Below are 15,150 nucleotides of genomic sequence, written 5' to 3'. Positions count from 1 at the left end.
ATTGGCGGTGCTCTTGGGCTGTCATGAAACTCCTCCTTTGACTTTCATCAAGAGAATAGAACTTGCTTAACATGTGCACCATGGACAGAATGGCAAAATGACTTGGACTTTTTCAGGTACTGCCCATGGCCGACGTCATTCCCAGTTTCTTCGTCTACGGCGAACCCGACAAGCCGCTGGACATCGGCTTCATGCATGTCGAAACCGTGATGCAGCGCAAGAATGTGCATCAAGGCCATGTGAAGGCGCACAAGCACGAGCGCATGGGGCAGATCACGTTCTGGACCAAGGGGCGCGGCAGCTATTTCATTGAGGATAGAGCTTTGGACTTTTTTGCGCCAGCGGTCAGCTTCGTGCCAAGCGGCGTGGTCCACGGTTTTAGGGTCGAGCCGGAGGAGACCGACGCCATCGTCGTCTCCATCGCCGATGGCGCGCTGCTGCCCATGCAGTCCCAGACCCTGCTGCCGCTCGACATTGCCACCATGGCCCTAGGCAATGCCGGCCATCCTCTCTGGCAGAGGCTGGCATCGATCATGACCCTGCTCGCTGATGAATATCACGAGGCGAGGCCCGGAATGGACAAGGCTCTCGCCGCACTTGTGGCCGTGGCGATGACCGAGATCGCCCGGCTTGCACAGGAAAATCCTGCGGCAACGGGAACCAATCCGGCGGTCTTGGCCACGGATTTCCGCCGCCTCGTCGACCGCCATTTCCGCGACAACTGGCCGGTCGAACGCTATATCGACGATCTCGGCACGACGCCGCACTTGCTCGCCAAGGCCTGCCGCAATGCCTTTGGGCTGTCGGTCAAGGAATTCATCAATGAAAGGCGCCTGCTCGAAGCAAAGCGCCTGCTGCTGTTCACCGTCCGCTCGGTCGAAGACATTGCATACGAGATCGGTCTCAAGGAGGCCGCCTATTTCTCCCGCTTCTTCAAAGCAAGCACCGGCATGCCACCCAGCGAATGGCGGGCGGCACATCTGCATGCCCCTCAGAATTGATGGGATAATAATTAACGTGTGAAATACATTGACAGGCTCCACGCTCTGCGCCATGCTAATAAATGAATAGCCGGTTCACATATTGAACCATCTGGGAGGAGCATGAGCATGGACCGCAAGGCGGACACCATTCTGACCAATGGCCGCGTCTACACCGTGGACCCCGTACAGCCCTGGGCCGAGGCCGTGGCCATTGCCGGCGGCCGCATCCTGGCGGTCGGCAAGGCCGATGACATCATTGCGGCAGAGGGGCCGGAGACCGCAGTCATCGACCTCGGCGGACGCATGGCAATGCCCGGCTTTGCCGATGTCCACAATCACATCATGATGGGTGGCGAAGCGGCCCTATTCCACCTGCAATTCGCTCCGAGCTCGTCGATCGACGAGATCTGCGACTTCGTCCGCGCCGCCGCGGAAAAGGCATCGTCCGGCCAGTGGATCATCGGCAACCAGTGGGGCGCTGACCGGATGACCGAGCTTAACAGCGAGGCATCGCTTGCCAGGCTCGATGCAGCCGGTCTCGGCCATCCCGTGCTGTTGCGCGATGAGACCATGCACAATCGCTGGGTCAACAGCGAGGCAATGCGTATTTCGGGCATTTCAGGCAACCAGCCCGATCCGCCGCAAGGCGCCTTTGCCCGCGACCCGGCGAGCGGCCGGCTCACCGGCGTGCTGATCGAAGCGGCGGCCGGCATCGTCGAGCGCGCCGCGGCCAATGATTTCACCGAGGAGATGGGCGAAGCGGCCGTCGCCCGCGCGGTTGAGATCGTCAATTCCTTCGGCGTCACCGCCTTCCAGGACGCGGCCTCCGTGCTGCCGATCCTCAAGGCGCTCACCAATCTCGACAACAAGCAGAAGCTGACCGCCTGGGCCGTCACCTCGCTGCCGCTGATCGAGCCGAGCTTCATGTTCGGGCTCTCCGGCGACGCATTGCTGGCGCTGCGAGACCAATACCGCACACACCATGTCCGGCCGAACTACACCAAGATTTTTCTCGACGGCGTGCCCGGCGCCCAGACGGCGGCCTTCCACGAGGCCTACAAGCCCGATCCGGCCCATCCCCATGGCCATCGCGGCGAGGTGCTGGTCACTTATCCCGATCTCGTCAAGCATATCGACAAGTCGGAAAAACTCGGCATGGGCCTGAAAATCCATTGCACCGGCGACTATGCGGTCACCGAAATGCTCGATGCCGTCGAGGCGGTCAGGCATTTCAACGGTCCGGCCAAGGTGCTGCACCACATTGCCCATGCGAGCTATATCCGCCCGGAGGATCTCGAGCGCTTCGCCGAACTTGGCGTGGTCGCCGATCTCTGCCCGATGATCTGGTATCCGACCACCTTCCTCGAAGGCCACAAGGAAGTGATGGGCGAAGAGCGCGCCACCCGCTTCTGGCCGATCCGCAGCCTGCAGGACTCCGGCGCCCTGCTTGCCGGCGGCTCGGACTGGCCGGTGATCCCGGTGCCCGATCCGTGGCACGGCATCGAGGGCATGGTCACCAGGCAAAACCCATCCGGCGCCTTCCCCGGCGTCTCGCTCTGGGCCGAACAGGCGATCGATCTCGCTACGGCGATCCGCATTTACACGCTTAATTCCGCCATCGCGATGGGCATCGACAGCGAGACAGGATCGATCACGCCGGGCAAGTCGGCCGATATCATCGTGCTCGACCAGAATGTCTTCGACGTGCCCGCCGATCAGATCGCTGACACCAAGGTGCTGACCACCTTCTTCGAGGGAAGAAAGGTCTTCGAGCGCTGACATTATTGGGCGGAGAGGAACCGCCAGGGAAAGAAAGGGAGCAATATGCAAAGTCTATCGAAGAGTTTTGCCGCAGCCGGCCTGGCTGCGCTCGGCTTGATGGCTGCCGCCGCCGCGGCCCAGGCCGCACCCACCTGCACCAACGGGCCGATCCAGATCGGCGCCGTCTCCACAATTACCGGCATTGTCGATTTCTCCGATGCGCCGAAGGCGACCAAGGCGGTGTTCGACCAGCTCAACGATGCCGGCGGCATCAATGGCTGCAAGATCGAATATACGTTGGCCGATGACAAAGCCGATCCGCAGGTGGCAGCCCAGGCGGCCCGCGACCTGATCGACAACAAGGGCGTGGTGGCGCTCGCGGGTGGCGCCAGCCTGCTCGATTGCGCCGTCAATGCTGGCACCTATGCGCGCAACGACGTGCTGTCGGTCCAAGGCGTCGGCGTCGATCCGCTGTGCTTCAACGCGCCGAGCGTCTCGCCCGTCAATGTCGGGCCTTACACGCTCACCACCGTGATGCTCAACTATGCGACCAAGAACCTTAATTCTGAGAAGGCCTGTGCCTTCATCGCCGTGATCGGCGGCACCCAGGAAGCCTATGCCGCCGCGATCGCCGCGTGGGAAAAGACCAGCGGCAAGAAGATTACCCTGGTCGACTGGACCCTGCCGCTGCAGGGCGACCTGACACCTTACGTGATCAAGGCGCGTGACGCCGGCTGCGATGCGGTGCTGACCAACCAGGTCGAGCCGGGCGTCGTGCAATGGGTGAAGACTGCCGACGCGCAGAAGATCTCCGGCATCAACTGGCTCTTCCTCGCACCGGGCTATACCGAAGGCGTGGCCAAGTCGCTCGCCGACTCCAAGCAGCCGATCTATATCGGCACCGAGTGGGAGCCCTATACCGAGCAGGACAGCGCCGCGAACAAGGACTGGATCGCCACGATGGACAAGGCCGGCCTGGCAAAGACCGCCTTCTCGCAGGGCGGCTACATGGCCGCCAAGGTGATGATCGACACCATTTCCAGCATCGACGGCGACATCACTCGTGACTCCGTGACAGCGGCGCTGAAGGCGGGCAAGGAAATGAAATACCCGATCGCCGGCAGCGCCTATGTGTTCGGCGACGCCACAAAACATTCGCCGATGCAGGCGTCGAAGATCATGCAACTGGTCGATGGCAAATGGACGGTGAAGACGCCGGATTGGTTCACGCTGCCGAAGGCGGAGTGAGTGGGGCACTCGCTTTAAGAAGTGCCAACTGCACATTGGATAAAGACCCTCTCTGGCCTGCCGGCCATCTCCCCCACCAGGGGGGAGAAGATTCGCGGCGCGCTCCCTGCCTCAATTGGGGCTCCGAGGGTGCGGCCGGGTTAAGCCCCTCCCCCTTGTGGGGAGGGGTTTGGGGCGGGGTCTTCTTGACACCCTCAGGACAATATAGCGGGGCAAGCACCCGCATCCGGAGCTTATATGAACTCTCTCTTCACAGCCGCAGTTGCAGGCCTGTCAGCCGGTGGCGGCTATGCCATTCTGGGCGTCTGCGTCATCTTCACCTATCGGCTGGTTGCGGTGGTGAATTTCACCGGCGCGGCAATCGGCGCCGCAGGCACTTTCGTCATGGTCGGCCTGCATGAAGCCGGCGTTCCGCTTCTGCCCGCAACTTTGCTCGGCCTCCTGGCCGGCGCTTTCGCCGGCGTTCTGATCGGCCTGGTCATGACCCGCTGGTTTGCCAATTCCAACGCCTCGACCAAGGCTGCGGTCACCGCCGCCCTGCTCGTCGGCATCATCGCCATCGGGCTTCGCCTGACAGGCGGCCAGCATCCGCACTATTTCCCCGAACTCATCCCTGGCTCTGCCTTCCGGCTTGCCGGTGTCGAGGTGACCTGGGCGGCGCTGACGACACTGGTGCTGGCGCTTCTCTTTACCCTTGCAACCGAGCAATTCCTGGCGCGGACGCGGACAGGGCTGGAGCTCCGCGCCCTGTCGCAGAGGCCAATGGCGGCTGAACTGATCGGCATCCGCGTCCGCACACTGGCGCTCGGCGTCTGGGCGGTCACTGGTGCCACCACCACGCTGGCGCTGATGATCATCGCGCCGCTGCGCTCGCCGGATTTCGCCTCGCTCAGCCTGCTGGTCGTGCCGGCGCTTGCCGCCGCGCTGATCGGCGCCTTCACCAGTTTCCGCGCTGCACTGCTCGGCGGCGTGTTGATTGGCATTCTCGAAGGCCTTGTCAGCGCCATTGACTTCGTCAGCCAATTTCGCAGCACGGTGCCGTTTGTCGTCATTCTCGCCGTGCTTCTGTGGTCGCAGAGAGGAGCCCGCTGGGATGAAGCCCGCTAATTCCTCGGCCTGGCGCCCTGCTCTCACCACCGCGCTGTCGCTCGCCGTCCTCGGCGCGCTGATCCTGGTGCTGCTGCCCAAATACTGGGTCTTCCTGGTCACCGCCGTCTTCATCGTCGGCATCGCGCTGCAAAGCCTTGGTCTCGTCACCGGCCGCACCGGAATGATCTCGCTCTGCCAGATGTCATTCGCCGGCGTCGGCGCCTGGGTCGCCGGTTATCTGAACGTCGCAAACGCGCCGGGCGGCCTGATCGTCTGGAGCCTGATCGGCGGCCTCGCCGCGGTACCGGTCGGCATTGCCATCGGCCTGCCGGCGCTCAGGTTACGTGGCATCAATCTCGCCRTCGTCACGCTCGGCTTTGCCGCGGCCTTCGACACGGTACTGGCGACCATCACCTTCCCCGGCCAGACGACCTTCACCCAGGTTGCCCGTCCCTCAGCCTTCGATAGCGACCGCGGCTATTTCATCCTCGTTCTGCTCGTCTACGGCGTGATCGCGGTGGCGCTCGAATTCGTCAGCCGCTCCCGGCTCGGCGCCTCCTGGCTCGCCGTCCGACATTCGGAGCGCGCCGCGGCCGCCCATGGCGTTTCGATCCCGCGGGCAAAGCTGAGCGCCTTTGCCATCAGCGCCTTCATCTCCGGCATTTCCGGCGGCATCCTCGCAGGCTATCTCGGCACGCTGGTCGCCGACAATTTCAACATGATGCAGTCGCTGGCGCTGTTCGCCGTCTCGACCATGGTCGGCGCGCATTTCACGCTCGGCGCCATCATCGGCGGGATGCTGATCACGCTCTTTCCGGAGCTTTTGCGCCGGCTGCATCTGCCGCAGGACATCGGCAATGTCTTCTTCGCCATCGGCGCGGTTCAGGCCTTGTCGAGCGGTGAGACGATCAGCGAGACCTGGACCCGGCTTTTCCGCAAACTGGCTCCCAAGCGTCAAGCCTCTGCAAACCCCTCCTTGGACGGCGCCTTGCCGCCGGCTGTCGACCATCCCGATGGCCTCGCACTCGAAATCGCCGACCTGACCGTGCGCTATGGCAATGTCGTCGCCCTCGACAGAGTCAATTTGAAAGTTCCCGCCCGCACCGTTGTCGGATTGGTGGGGCCGAACGGCGCCGGCAAGTCGACCATGGTCGATGCGATCGCGGGTTTCCTTGCGCGCTATGAGGGTTCGGTGCGGCTGAACGGCCAACCGGTCGAAGGCGTATCCGCCACCGATCGGGCGCGCATGGGCATTCGGCGGACCTGGCAGACGACACGCATCGCACCCGAACTCCGCGTCGGCGATTATGTCCGCCTCGCCGCCGGCTCCATCTCCGACGCGGAAATTGCAGCCGTTCTCGACTGGTTCGATTGCCCGCCTGCGGCAACGCCGATTTCGCAGGTCGATGCCGGCACGCGCCGTCTGCTCGATGTCGCGGGTGTCGTGGCGGCCCGGCCGGCGATCATCCTGCTCGACGAGCCTGCCGCCGGCCAGTCCTATGCCGAGGCGCTGAAGCTGGGCGAACGGATTGCGGCGATCCCGGAGAAATTCGGCAGTGCCGTGCTCCTGATCGAGCATGACATGGATCTCGTGCGGCGGGCCTGTTCGGCGATCACGGTGTTCGATTTCGGACGCGTGATCGCCGCGGGCGCCCCGCAGGCGGTGCTGGCCATGCCCGTGGTGCAGAGGGCCTATATGGGTGTCGAATTCGAGGAGGCGGCCGAATGACGTCCCTGAACATCAGCGATCTCGTCGTCAACCGCGCCGGCCTGCCGATCGTCCGCGGCGTCGGTCTCGAAGCCAAGAGCGGCGAGATCAGCGTGCTGCTCGGCGCCAATGGCGCGGGAAAGACGACGCTGCTCGAAAGCATTTCCGGCATCATTCCGGCTGCAGGGGGCCAGATCGAGCTGGACGGCGCCGCCTTGAACAAGCTGCGGCCGGGCATGCGTGCCCGCGCCGGCATCAGCCATGTCGAACAGGGCCGGACGATCTTCCCGGAAATGACCACCGAGGAAAACCTGAAAGTCGCGCTCCATCGCGACGCCACACTCGAAGAGGCCTACAGCCTGTTTCCGGAACTCATGCAGCGGCGCGATATACGCTGCGGCATGCTGTCGGGTGGCGAACAGCAGATGGTGGTGATTGCCCGCTCACTGCTCACCCGGCCGAAGGTGATCATGATCGATGAAATGTCGTCGGGCCTGGCGCCTGTCATCGTCAGTCGCCTGATGACGGCGGTGCGCAAGCTCGCCGATGCCGGCATGGCCGTGCTGCTGGTCGAGCAGTTCGCGACTCTGGCGCTTGCCATCGGCGACCGGGCTTACGTGCTCCGGCGCGGCCGCATGGTCTATGACGGTGCCTGCGATGCGCTGGCCCGCGATCCCGCGCACCTGCACCGGCTCTATCTTGGCGAAGCGGAGACGGCGGCGGCCTGATTGCCTCCCTCCCCTCCCGCCGCACGGATTTTTCACGCTCAGTCAAAAGCCGTTCACGCTCGGAAAAGCCAAACGGCGGCGGCGGCATTAGACTGACCGGCAATCAGGGAGGAATTGATGAGATTTTCGGGCAAGACAGCCGTCATTACCGGCGGCGGCACGGGCATAGGCGCAGCCGTGGCACGGCGCATCGCCGGCGAAGGCGGCAAGGTGGCTCTGGTCGGGCGCCGGCGTGAACCGCTGCAGGCGGTGGCGGACGAGATCGGCGCCAGCGTCGTCCAGGCGGATGCGGCCGATACGCCATCGATGAAGGCCGCCGTGGCAACGATCGTCGAGAAACTCGGCGGCATCGATATCCTGATTGCCAATGCCGGCGGCCACGGCATGGGGCCGACCACGGAAATGAGCGACGAAACCTGGGCGCTGGCCACCCGGCTCAACCTCAACACCGCCTTCGTCAGCGCTCGCGAAACCCTGCCGCAGCTGATCGAACGAAAGGGCAATATCGTCGTGCTCGCCTCGATCGCCGGCCTGTTTGCCGGTCCGGATGCAGCCGGCTACGTGACGATGAAACATGCCTGTATCGGCCTCGCCAAGTCGCTTGCCCGCGACTATGGCCGCAAGGGCGTGCGCACCAATACCGTCTGCCCCGGCTGGGTGACGACGCCCATGGCCGACGAGGAGATGGATTACGTGATGAAGAAGCACGGCCTCGCCTCGACCGAGGAGGCCTATCGCCTGGTCACCAAGGACGTGCCGCTGGGCAAGCCGGCGTCGCCTGAAGACGTCGCCGCCGCCGTCTGCTTCCTGGCCTCGCCCGAGGCGCGGATGATCAACGGCGCGATCCTGACCGTCGATGGCGGCGCCAGCACCGTCGACCTGCCGACACTGGCAATGGTCGATTGAGGGAGGAGAAACGATGAGCCAGCAGAATCCCAAGGACTGGAAGACCTATGACCAGTTCGCCTATGGCATCGACACCAACCGGCTGCCGCCGACACAGGCGCTGGATGGAACATCGCACGCCGTGACCTTCGACGATGGTCGCCGGCTCGCTTTAGCGATCTCCTCCGGTCGCGCGGAATGGTCCGACGATGCCGGCCGCGGCAGCGATGGCTGCGAAGTGATCGAGGTCGCGCCGGACACCTATTTCATCGAGCTCGTCTTCGCCATCCGGCCGAAGGAATGCGAAACGCTGATCCTCAACACGCGGACACACCGGGCACTGTCGATCTATTCCATCGTCCGCGACAAGGAACAACCCATCGGCGAGCCGCAGGTGGCGCAGATTTTTCGCTCCGGCACGGCGGGTGAGGCGACGGGCTTCAAACCGGCCGAGACCCGTGACCTGATCGGGCTGAGGGCACATTTCACCTACAGCCCCAACCATGTTTATGAGCACACCTATCTGTCGTCGCAGCGCTATGCCTGGCAGAACCTTGTCGGCGTGCAGCGCGGCCATGGCGATGTCGACCTTGCCACCACCTATAAATTCGACGAGGACCAATACGTCTTCACCTTCCGCGAATTCAAAATTCCGGTCGCCTCGACCTTCTTCTACAATTTCAAGGATATGCGCTCGACGGGCAAATTCCTCGGCATTGCCGGCGACGGCTCGATCCAGAACAGCCCTGCCGGCGCCTTCATCCGCAAGGCATCGATGACCTATTATCTGCCCGGTCAGGAACCGGTGTGAGGAGCAACATGCGCAGCACTTATGAACTCGTCCGCGACCATTACGCCGCCAACGATCGCCGCGATCTCGCCGGCATGATCGCCGATATCGCGCCGGATTGCCGCTGGACCGAAATGGACGGCTTTCCCTGCGCCGGCACCTATATCGGGCCGCAAGCAGTCGTCGAAAATGTCTTCAAGGCGCTCCCCGCGCAGTTCAACAATTATAAGTTCACGCTTGAGCGACTGCTGGATGCCGGCGACGAAGCCGTGGGGATCGGCAATTACACCGCCACCCACAAGGCCACAGGCAAGGCGATGAATGTCCGTGTCGTGCATGTTTGGGGTGGATCGGAGGGCAAGATCCGCCGTTTCGAGCAATTCACCGACACGCTGCGGGTCGCCGAAACTATGACGTGAGCCGCCTCAGCGCCGCGTGGCGATAGTCACGCGGCGTTGTCCCGAAGCGGTCACGAAAGGCGCGCGAAAAATGCGCACTCGATGAAAATCCTGCGGCAAAGGCGATATCGGAAATCGTCTTTTCCCCGGGCAGTTCCAGCGCGCTCCGGGTCTTGACCAGACGTGTTTCCCAGATGAACTGTGCCGGCGTCAGGCCTTCCCGCTCGAATGCCTTGAAGATATAGCGCGGTGTGCAGCCCATGCGCGCCGCAATCCGCTCGACCGATAATCCGGCTTCGTCGAGATGATCGAGGATGAATGTCTGTGCTCGCTGAAGCAGGACATCGAGCACGCCCGGACGATCGGCATCCTGGTCGGCGCCGCCTTCGATGAGTGGACGCACCATATCGATGAGCGTGCGCCCCAGGCCGGTTCGGCTGACAGCATCGAGATTGTCGGCCTCGGCCAGGCTCGAATGCAGCGTTGCCGACAGTATCTGGCAAAAGCCCCACATCTCGCGTGACGGCTGCTTTGGCACTGCGAGAGAGGACAAGGTTTCGGCGGCGAATGCCCGCCGCGGCACCTGCAGCATCACCAATTGCACATCGCTGTGGTTGGCCAGTCTGTAGGGTCGTGTCGGATCGTAAATCACCGGCAGCCCGGAACCGAAAGACACCAGCCGGCCGCCCTGCTCGATCGACGAGGCGCCTTTGCCCTGGATCAGGATCTTCAGCGCATCGGGATCATGACTGGCGCGAGCAACCTTGTCGCCAAAGACAATGTGAGAACCCGCTTCGAGCTCCGATATGCGGCACTCGCCAAGGATCATGGATCTGAGGCGTCGTCGGTCGACCGGCGCTTCGTCGAAATGCAGGCGGACATTGCCGAAGAGCTGTTGAGCGAGCATGGGAAACGCTTCCCCAATAGCTGTCTCCACCAAGGCGCCCATCCCCGCCTCCTACTGCGCCAGATAGGCGCGGTGCAGGATTTCCGGTTCGTCGATCAGGCGGCCGGGCATGCCGGAAAAGGTCAGCTTGCCATGCGACATGACATTGGCGGCGCCGGCGAGTTTCAGCGCGATATGGGTGAACTGCTCGATCAGCAGCACGCCCGTCCCCTGCTCCGCCAGCTTCACCGCCACGCCCATCAACCGCTTGACGATCAACGGCGACAGTCCGAGCGACATTTCGTCGGCGAGGATGAATTTCGGCCGTGCCACCAGCGCCTGGCCGAGCGCCAGCATCTGCTGCTGGCCGCCGGACATCGACCCAGCCTTCTGGCCCTTGCGTTCGGCAAGCTCGGGGAAAATGCCATAGACATCGCCGACGGCGGCGTTTGCCGTCGCAGCATTATGGCCGAAGCCTGCCGCCAGCAGGTTGTCATGGACGCTGAGGCCGGAAAGCACGCGATGACCTTCCGGCACGGCGGCAAGGCCCGCGGCGCGGATCGTCTCGGGCGATTGCCCGGCCATCGTCCGGCCGTCGATCTCCACCACGCCGCTCTCGATCGGCAGCACGCCGGCGAGCGCCAGCACGAGCGAGCTCTTGCCCGCCCCGTTCGGGCCAAGCAGCGCGGTGATCATGCCGGTTTCGAGCGTCAGCGACAGGCCGTCGACAACCCGCTTGTTGCCGCGGCGGATGACGAGATCGCGGATGACGACGCGGCTCATACCAGTTCCTCCACACCGAGATAGACGGCCCGCACGCGGGAATCGCTCAGCACGTCGCGCGTCGGCCCCGCCGTGACCAGAGAGCCGAAATCGAGCACCATGGTCGACGAACAGACGGCCTGGATCAGATCGACATCATGGTCGATCAACAGCGTCGTCGCCCCGTTGAAAGCGTGGATGTCGGAGATTGTCCGCCGGAGCACCTCGACCTCGTTCTGCGACAGGCCAGCGCCGGGCTCGTCGAGCAGCAGCAGTTTCGGCTGGCCGGCGGCGCAGCGGGCGATCTCAGTCATGCGGCGCTGAAAGGCATTGAGGCCAGCGGCTCGCTCGCGCCGGACCGATGTCAGGYCGGCAAAGTCGAGAGCCGCCGCCAGGACATGTTGATATTGCGCCGAGGAGAGCGACAGATTGTCGAGCACAACGCTGATATTCTCCTCGACGCTCAGTTCGTCCACCACCTGCTCCTTCTGGAAGGAGCGGCGCAGGCCCCAGCGGCTGCGCTGATGCGGACGGAGCGACAGGAGCTCGGTGCCGAACGCGTTGATCGTTCCGGATTTCGGGGTGACGAAGCCGGAAAGCACATTGAGAAAGGTGGTCTTGCCGGCGCCGTTCGGGCCGATAATGCCGACGACGGGGTCGGCAAGGTCGACGGTCAGCGCATTGAGCGCGGTGACGCCGCCAAAGGCCACAGTGATGTCACGGATGGCGATCATGGCCGCTTCTCCTTGCCTGTGATACGGCCGACGAGATCGGTCAACTGGCCGGCAATGCCGCGCGGCGCGGTCGTCAGTGCGTGGATCAGCGCTCCGCCGAAAATGATGAAGGCAGCATCGCCATTGACACCGAGGTCGTTGAGCAGCGCCGGCACGAAACGATAGAGCATGGCAGCGATCACCGCGCCATACCAATGCCAGGCGCCGCCGACAATGGTCAGCGCGAAGATCATTACCGATTCCGCCGGCGGGAAGGATCGCGCATCGAGGAGCTGGAGATTACCGGCCAGAAGTCCGCCCGCGACGCCGGCGAGAAATCCTGATAGCGCAAAGCCCCAGATCTTGTAGGCTGTGACATTGATGCCGACGGCCATGGCGGCGGCCTCGCTCTTGCGGATCAGGAGCCAGGCGCGCCCCGGCTTGCCGCGCTCATGCAGGTGGATCAGCACGAAGCCGAGGAAGACGACGCCGATGCAATAGCGGAAATAGGCCTCATCGGTTTGGGCTATCCAGGGCCGCGGCATATAGGAGATCGCCTTGACGGCAAACCCGAGAAAACCCTCGCCGCCGTTCGGAAATTGGATGACATTGATCAGGATGCCGAAGCCACCGGACGCCATGAGCGTGACCAAGGCAAGATAAAGCCCGCGCATCCGCAGCGCCGGATAGGCGAAGATCATGCCCACCACAGCTGCGAAGACGCCGCCCGCAAGTATGTTGATCTCGAACGGAAGCCCGATGCCATAGGAAAGGCGCAGTGTCACCCAGCCCCCGCAGCCCATGAACGCCACCTGCGCCAGCGACACCTGGCCGAGCTTGCGATAGAGCAGCGCAATGCTGGCGGCCGTCAGCGCATAGATGACCACCGAGGTCAGCACTTTCAGCCAAAGCGCTGCAAGAAGCACCGGCACGACAGCCGCAGCAACGACGAGCGCGAGCAGCGGCCAAAGCGCTGCCGGCCGCAATCGGGGACGTGGGCCGATGGCCGTCACGGATATCTGGTTTACGATGGCCATCAGTCTTGCCCTGAAAAAGTGAGCCGGCGGCCGCGCTGCAGCCACATCAGCGCCAGGATCGCCACGATAAAGGGCGATGCGACGCGGAAAGGCGCCAAGGGTTTATAGAGTGTGAGAAAGCTCTCGATGATGCCGATGGCAAAACCGGCGAAGAAGGTGACCTTGATCGAAACCAGCCGGCCGACCACGGTGGTGGCGACAATCGGGATGACGATGAAGGTCAGCACGGCCGGATCGAGCCGCACGAGATCGCCGAACAGCATGCCGGTTATCCCGGCAAGCAGGCCGGAAAAGCCCCAGGCAATGGTTTCCACCTTGCGGATCGGCGTGCCGAGAATGGCGGCAAGCTGCCGGTCGTCGGCCAGCGTCCGCATCATCAGGCCAAGCCGTGTCCTGACGAGGAAAATGCTGGTGCCGACGGTGATGGCAATGCCGGCCGCCAGCGCCAGAATGCGCGTACCGGTCATCCTCAGACCGACCAGATTGACGCTGACGCCGTCGAGCGCCAGCGCCAGCCGCCGCGGATTGACCAGCCAGAGCAGGTTCATCGCGCCGAGAATGGCAATGCCGAAGCCGAGCGTGGCGACAGCCTTGACGATCGGCTCGCGATGGCTGAGGCCCGGTGCGATCAGCATGCCATAGCCGGTCGACAGAAGCACGCCGATGGCAAGGCAGACGAGCCACGCCACCGCTTCCGGATAGCCCCATTGCAGCATCTGCCAGGCGCTCATGGCGCCAAGCGCCCCGATCGCACCATAGGCGAAATTCAATACGCCGGTGGCGCGGTTGAGAAGCACCAGGCCGACCCCGCCGAGGGCGTAGAGCGCGCCCACGGCAAGGCCGGATGCCAGTATGAGGCCATAGACACCCATAAGGATCGTCCGTCAGTTCTGAGCGATGCCGAGCGCCTTTTCCTGGGCGCGGATCGGATCGAGATAAGTGCTGTCGACATCAGCGCATTTGCTGACCTGCTTGAAGCCACCTTTGACGAGCTGCATCATGATATTGGCATGATTGGGCATGTGGCGGTCGCCGTCGCCGACATAGTAAGGACCGCACATCAGGTCGGACTTCTCGTTCTTGATGGCGCGGATGGCTGCCGTGGCCGTCTTGCGGTCGATCTTGGCCGGATCGAGCTTCAGCATCGCATCAACGAAGAAGCGTGCCGCAAGGTAGCCCGCCTGGCTGAACGTGTCGCGCTGATCGCTCGCATCGGCATATTTGTCCATCACCGCACGCCAGTTGGCGGCGTCCGGGCCGGGGCCGTCGATCGGCGTCAGTTCGGCATTGACATAAATTTGGCCGGCCCAGGCATCACCGAGCAGGCCCGGCACATCCTGGTCATAAAGCGGCGTGGACGAAATCCATTTATAGCTTCCTTGCGCGCCGGACTCGGTCACCACCTTGAGGAAGGCGGCCGCCATGCCGGCGGGGAGATTGATGAGGATCGTGTCGGGATCGGACCCCACCGCTTCGAGATAGGCCGAGTTCATATCGGCCGTGCCCGGGTCGAGCAGCACGCTCGATCCCTTGAGCCCCTTGGCCTTCATGTATTTTTCCATCCAGCCGCAGGAATAGGGGCCGACCGAGGGAATGGTCACGCCGATGCAGACCACATTCTTGGTGCCGAGATTGGCGACGGCCCATTGCGCGGCGCCCACTGTCGATGGCAGCGGCCCTTCATTGGTCGAGACGATGTTCTTGGATTCGAAGCACTCGGCCACGGCGCAGGCTGCCGTCATCGACATCACGCCCTCTTCCTCGTAGAGCTTGGCGTTGACGCCCATCTCGACGAAGGAGCCGCTGGCGACCAGCGCCACCACTTTTTCGTCCTTGACCAGCTTGGTTGCCACCTGGCCGGCGACTTCCGGGTTCCACTGGTCGTCCTCGACCAGATATTTGATCGGCCTGCCATTGATGCCGCCATTGTCGTTGACGCATTTGAAATAGGCGGCGGCGGAACGCGCAGAGGACGAGAAATCGTCGGGACCGGTGCGGCCGACCACGGCGCCGATCACGATCGGCTCGCCCTCGGCTTTCTTGCCGTTGTTGAGGCCGCAGGTCGTTGCCGCAAAAGCGCTCGATCCAGCCATGATGAAGAGCGCAGTTGTGGCGCCCAGAATGTAAGCAATGTGTTTCATTGTTCTCCTCCATGTTGTCCG

The 15,150-nt window shown here is 63.3% G+C and carries 15 protein-coding genes; 9 read left to right on the top strand and 6 right to left on the bottom strand.

Annotation, left to right across the window (positions count from 1 at the left end):
• Positions 1-125: 125 nt before the first annotated feature.
• The 9 genes from AC1DYF_RS08505 (at position 126) to AC1DYF_RS08465 (ending at position 9,611) form a co-directional block, all read left to right on the top strand.
• A complete protein-coding gene (locus AC1DYF_RS08505) occupies positions 126-1,001 on the top strand; it encodes a helix-turn-helix domain-containing protein (RefSeq protein ID WP_477876273.1) in 876 nt (291 codons plus the stop codon).
• Between the two features lie 108 nt (positions 1,002-1,109).
• Positions 1,110-2,762: an amidohydrolase gene (locus AC1DYF_RS08500; protein ID WP_477876272.1), complete on the top strand. Its 1,653-nt coding sequence runs from the start codon at positions 1,110-1,112 to the stop codon at positions 2,760-2,762.
• A 45-nt stretch (positions 2,763-2,807) separates the two neighbouring features.
• Positions 2,808-3,992, top strand: coding sequence for an ABC transporter substrate-binding protein (locus tag AC1DYF_RS08495; RefSeq protein WP_477876271.1), 1,185 nt, complete (start codon positions 2,808-2,810; stop codon positions 3,990-3,992).
• A 237-nt stretch (positions 3,993-4,229) separates the two neighbouring features.
• On the top strand, positions 4,230-5,099 hold the full coding sequence (locus AC1DYF_RS08490; protein ID WP_477876270.1) for a branched-chain amino acid ABC transporter permease: 870 nt from the start codon (positions 4,230-4,232) through the stop codon (positions 5,097-5,099).
• The gene (locus tag AC1DYF_RS08485) at positions 5,086-6,810 is read left to right on the top strand and encodes a branched-chain amino acid ABC transporter ATP-binding protein/permease (RefSeq protein ID WP_477876269.1); all 1,725 of its coding nucleotides are present in this window, start codon (positions 5,086-5,088) and stop codon (positions 6,808-6,810) included. Before AC1DYF_RS08490 ends, AC1DYF_RS08485 begins: the two co-directional genes overlap by 14 nt.
• Positions 6,807-7,517 carry an ABC transporter ATP-binding protein gene (locus AC1DYF_RS08480; RefSeq protein ID WP_477876268.1) on the top strand — a complete coding sequence of 237 codons (711 nt, stop codon included), beginning with the start codon at positions 6,807-6,809 and terminating at the stop codon, positions 7,515-7,517. Before AC1DYF_RS08485 ends, AC1DYF_RS08480 begins: the two co-directional genes overlap by 4 nt.
• 117 nt (positions 7,518-7,634) lie before the next feature.
• Positions 7,635-8,423 (top strand): SDR family NAD(P)-dependent oxidoreductase, encoded by a 789-nt coding sequence (locus AC1DYF_RS08475; protein ID WP_477876267.1) that lies wholly within the window; start codon positions 7,635-7,637, stop codon positions 8,421-8,423.
• Positions 8,424-8,436: 13 nt separating this feature from the next.
• The gene (locus AC1DYF_RS08470) at positions 8,437-9,213 is read left to right on the top strand and encodes a MoaF C-terminal domain-containing protein (protein WP_477876266.1); all 777 of its coding nucleotides are present in this window, start codon (positions 8,437-8,439) and stop codon (positions 9,211-9,213) included.
• 8 nt (positions 9,214-9,221) lie between these two features.
• Complete coding sequence (locus AC1DYF_RS08465) at positions 9,222-9,611, top strand: nuclear transport factor 2 family protein (protein WP_477876265.1); 390 nt, start codon at positions 9,222-9,224, stop codon at positions 9,609-9,611.
• Here the strand turns inward: AC1DYF_RS08465 and AC1DYF_RS08460 are convergent.
• Genes AC1DYF_RS08460 through AC1DYF_RS08435 form a run of 6 tightly spaced genes read right to left on the bottom strand, consistent with a single transcriptional unit; the run spans position 9,601 to position 15,129 of the window.
• Positions 9,601-10,539, bottom strand: coding sequence for a helix-turn-helix domain-containing protein (locus AC1DYF_RS08460; protein WP_477876264.1), 939 nt, complete (start codon positions 10,537-10,539; stop codon positions 9,601-9,603). The genes AC1DYF_RS08465 and AC1DYF_RS08460 overlap by 11 nt on opposite strands.
• Positions 10,540-10,548: 9 nt before the next feature.
• Positions 10,549-11,259 carry an ABC transporter ATP-binding protein gene (locus tag AC1DYF_RS08455; RefSeq protein WP_477876263.1) on the bottom strand — a complete coding sequence of 237 codons (711 nt, stop codon included), beginning with the start codon at positions 11,257-11,259 and terminating at the stop codon, positions 10,549-10,551.
• Positions 11,256-11,972 carry an ABC transporter ATP-binding protein gene (locus AC1DYF_RS08450; RefSeq protein WP_477876262.1) on the bottom strand — a complete coding sequence of 239 codons (717 nt, stop codon included), beginning with the start codon at positions 11,970-11,972 and terminating at the stop codon, positions 11,256-11,258. Before AC1DYF_RS08450 ends, AC1DYF_RS08455 begins: the two co-directional genes overlap by 4 nt.
• The gene (locus AC1DYF_RS08445; protein ID WP_477876261.1) at positions 11,969-12,988 is read right to left on the bottom strand and encodes a branched-chain amino acid ABC transporter permease; all 1,020 of its coding nucleotides are present in this window, start codon (positions 12,986-12,988) and stop codon (positions 11,969-11,971) included. Before AC1DYF_RS08445 ends, AC1DYF_RS08450 begins: the two co-directional genes overlap by 4 nt.
• On the bottom strand, positions 12,988-13,860 hold the full coding sequence (locus tag AC1DYF_RS08440) for a branched-chain amino acid ABC transporter permease (protein ID WP_477876260.1): 873 nt from the start codon (positions 13,858-13,860) through the stop codon (positions 12,988-12,990). Before AC1DYF_RS08440 ends, AC1DYF_RS08445 begins: the two co-directional genes overlap by 1 nt.
• Positions 13,861-13,872: 12 nt before the next feature.
• Positions 13,873-15,129, bottom strand: a complete 1,257-nt coding sequence (locus AC1DYF_RS08435) for an ABC transporter substrate-binding protein (protein WP_477876259.1) — start codon at positions 15,127-15,129, stop codon at positions 13,873-13,875.
• Positions 15,130-15,150 lie beyond the last annotated feature (21 nt).

The sequence above is a fragment of the Rhizobium sp. P2_G9 genome, from assembly GCF_056403475.1.
The sequence above is the reverse complement of the archived record's forward strand: the minus strand, read 5'-3'. Positions and strand labels throughout refer to the sequence as shown.

Coding starts and splice junctions, on each gene's coding strand:
- AC1DYF_RS08500 (WP_477876272.1), top strand. CDS start 1,110: ATGGACCGCAAGGCGGACACCATTCTGACCAATGGCCGCGTCTACACC.
- AC1DYF_RS08445 (WP_477876261.1), bottom strand. CDS start 12,988: ATGGCCATCGTAAACCAGATATCCGTGACGGCCATCGGCCCACGTCCC.
- AC1DYF_RS08505 (WP_477876273.1), top strand. CDS start 126: ATGGCCGACGTCATTCCCAGTTTCTTCGTCTACGGCGAACCCGACAAG.
- AC1DYF_RS08470 (WP_477876266.1), top strand. CDS start 8,437: ATGAGCCAGCAGAATCCCAAGGACTGGAAGACCTATGACCAGTTCGCC.
- AC1DYF_RS08490 (WP_477876270.1), top strand. CDS start 4,230: ATGAACTCTCTCTTCACAGCCGCAGTTGCAGGCCTGTCAGCCGGTGGC.
- AC1DYF_RS08475 (WP_477876267.1), top strand. CDS start 7,635: ATGAGATTTTCGGGCAAGACAGCCGTCATTACCGGCGGCGGCACGGGC.
- AC1DYF_RS08435 (WP_477876259.1), bottom strand. CDS start 15,129: ATGAAACACATTGCTTACATTCTGGGCGCCACAACTGCGCTCTTCATC.
- AC1DYF_RS08495 (WP_477876271.1), top strand. CDS start 2,808: ATGCAAAGTCTATCGAAGAGTTTTGCCGCAGCCGGCCTGGCTGCGCTC.
- AC1DYF_RS08465 (WP_477876265.1), top strand. CDS start 9,222: ATGCGCAGCACTTATGAACTCGTCCGCGACCATTACGCCGCCAACGAT.
- AC1DYF_RS08440 (WP_477876260.1), bottom strand. CDS start 13,860: ATGGGTGTCTATGGCCTCATACTGGCATCCGGCCTTGCCGTGGGCGCG.
- AC1DYF_RS08455 (WP_477876263.1), bottom strand. CDS start 11,259: ATGAGCCGCGTCGTCATCCGCGATCTCGTCATCCGCCGCGGCAACAAG.
- AC1DYF_RS08460 (WP_477876264.1), bottom strand. CDS start 10,539: ATGGGCGCCTTGGTGGAGACAGCTATTGGGGAAGCGTTTCCCATGCTC.
- AC1DYF_RS08480 (WP_477876268.1), top strand. CDS start 6,807: ATGACGTCCCTGAACATCAGCGATCTCGTCGTCAACCGCGCCGGCCTG.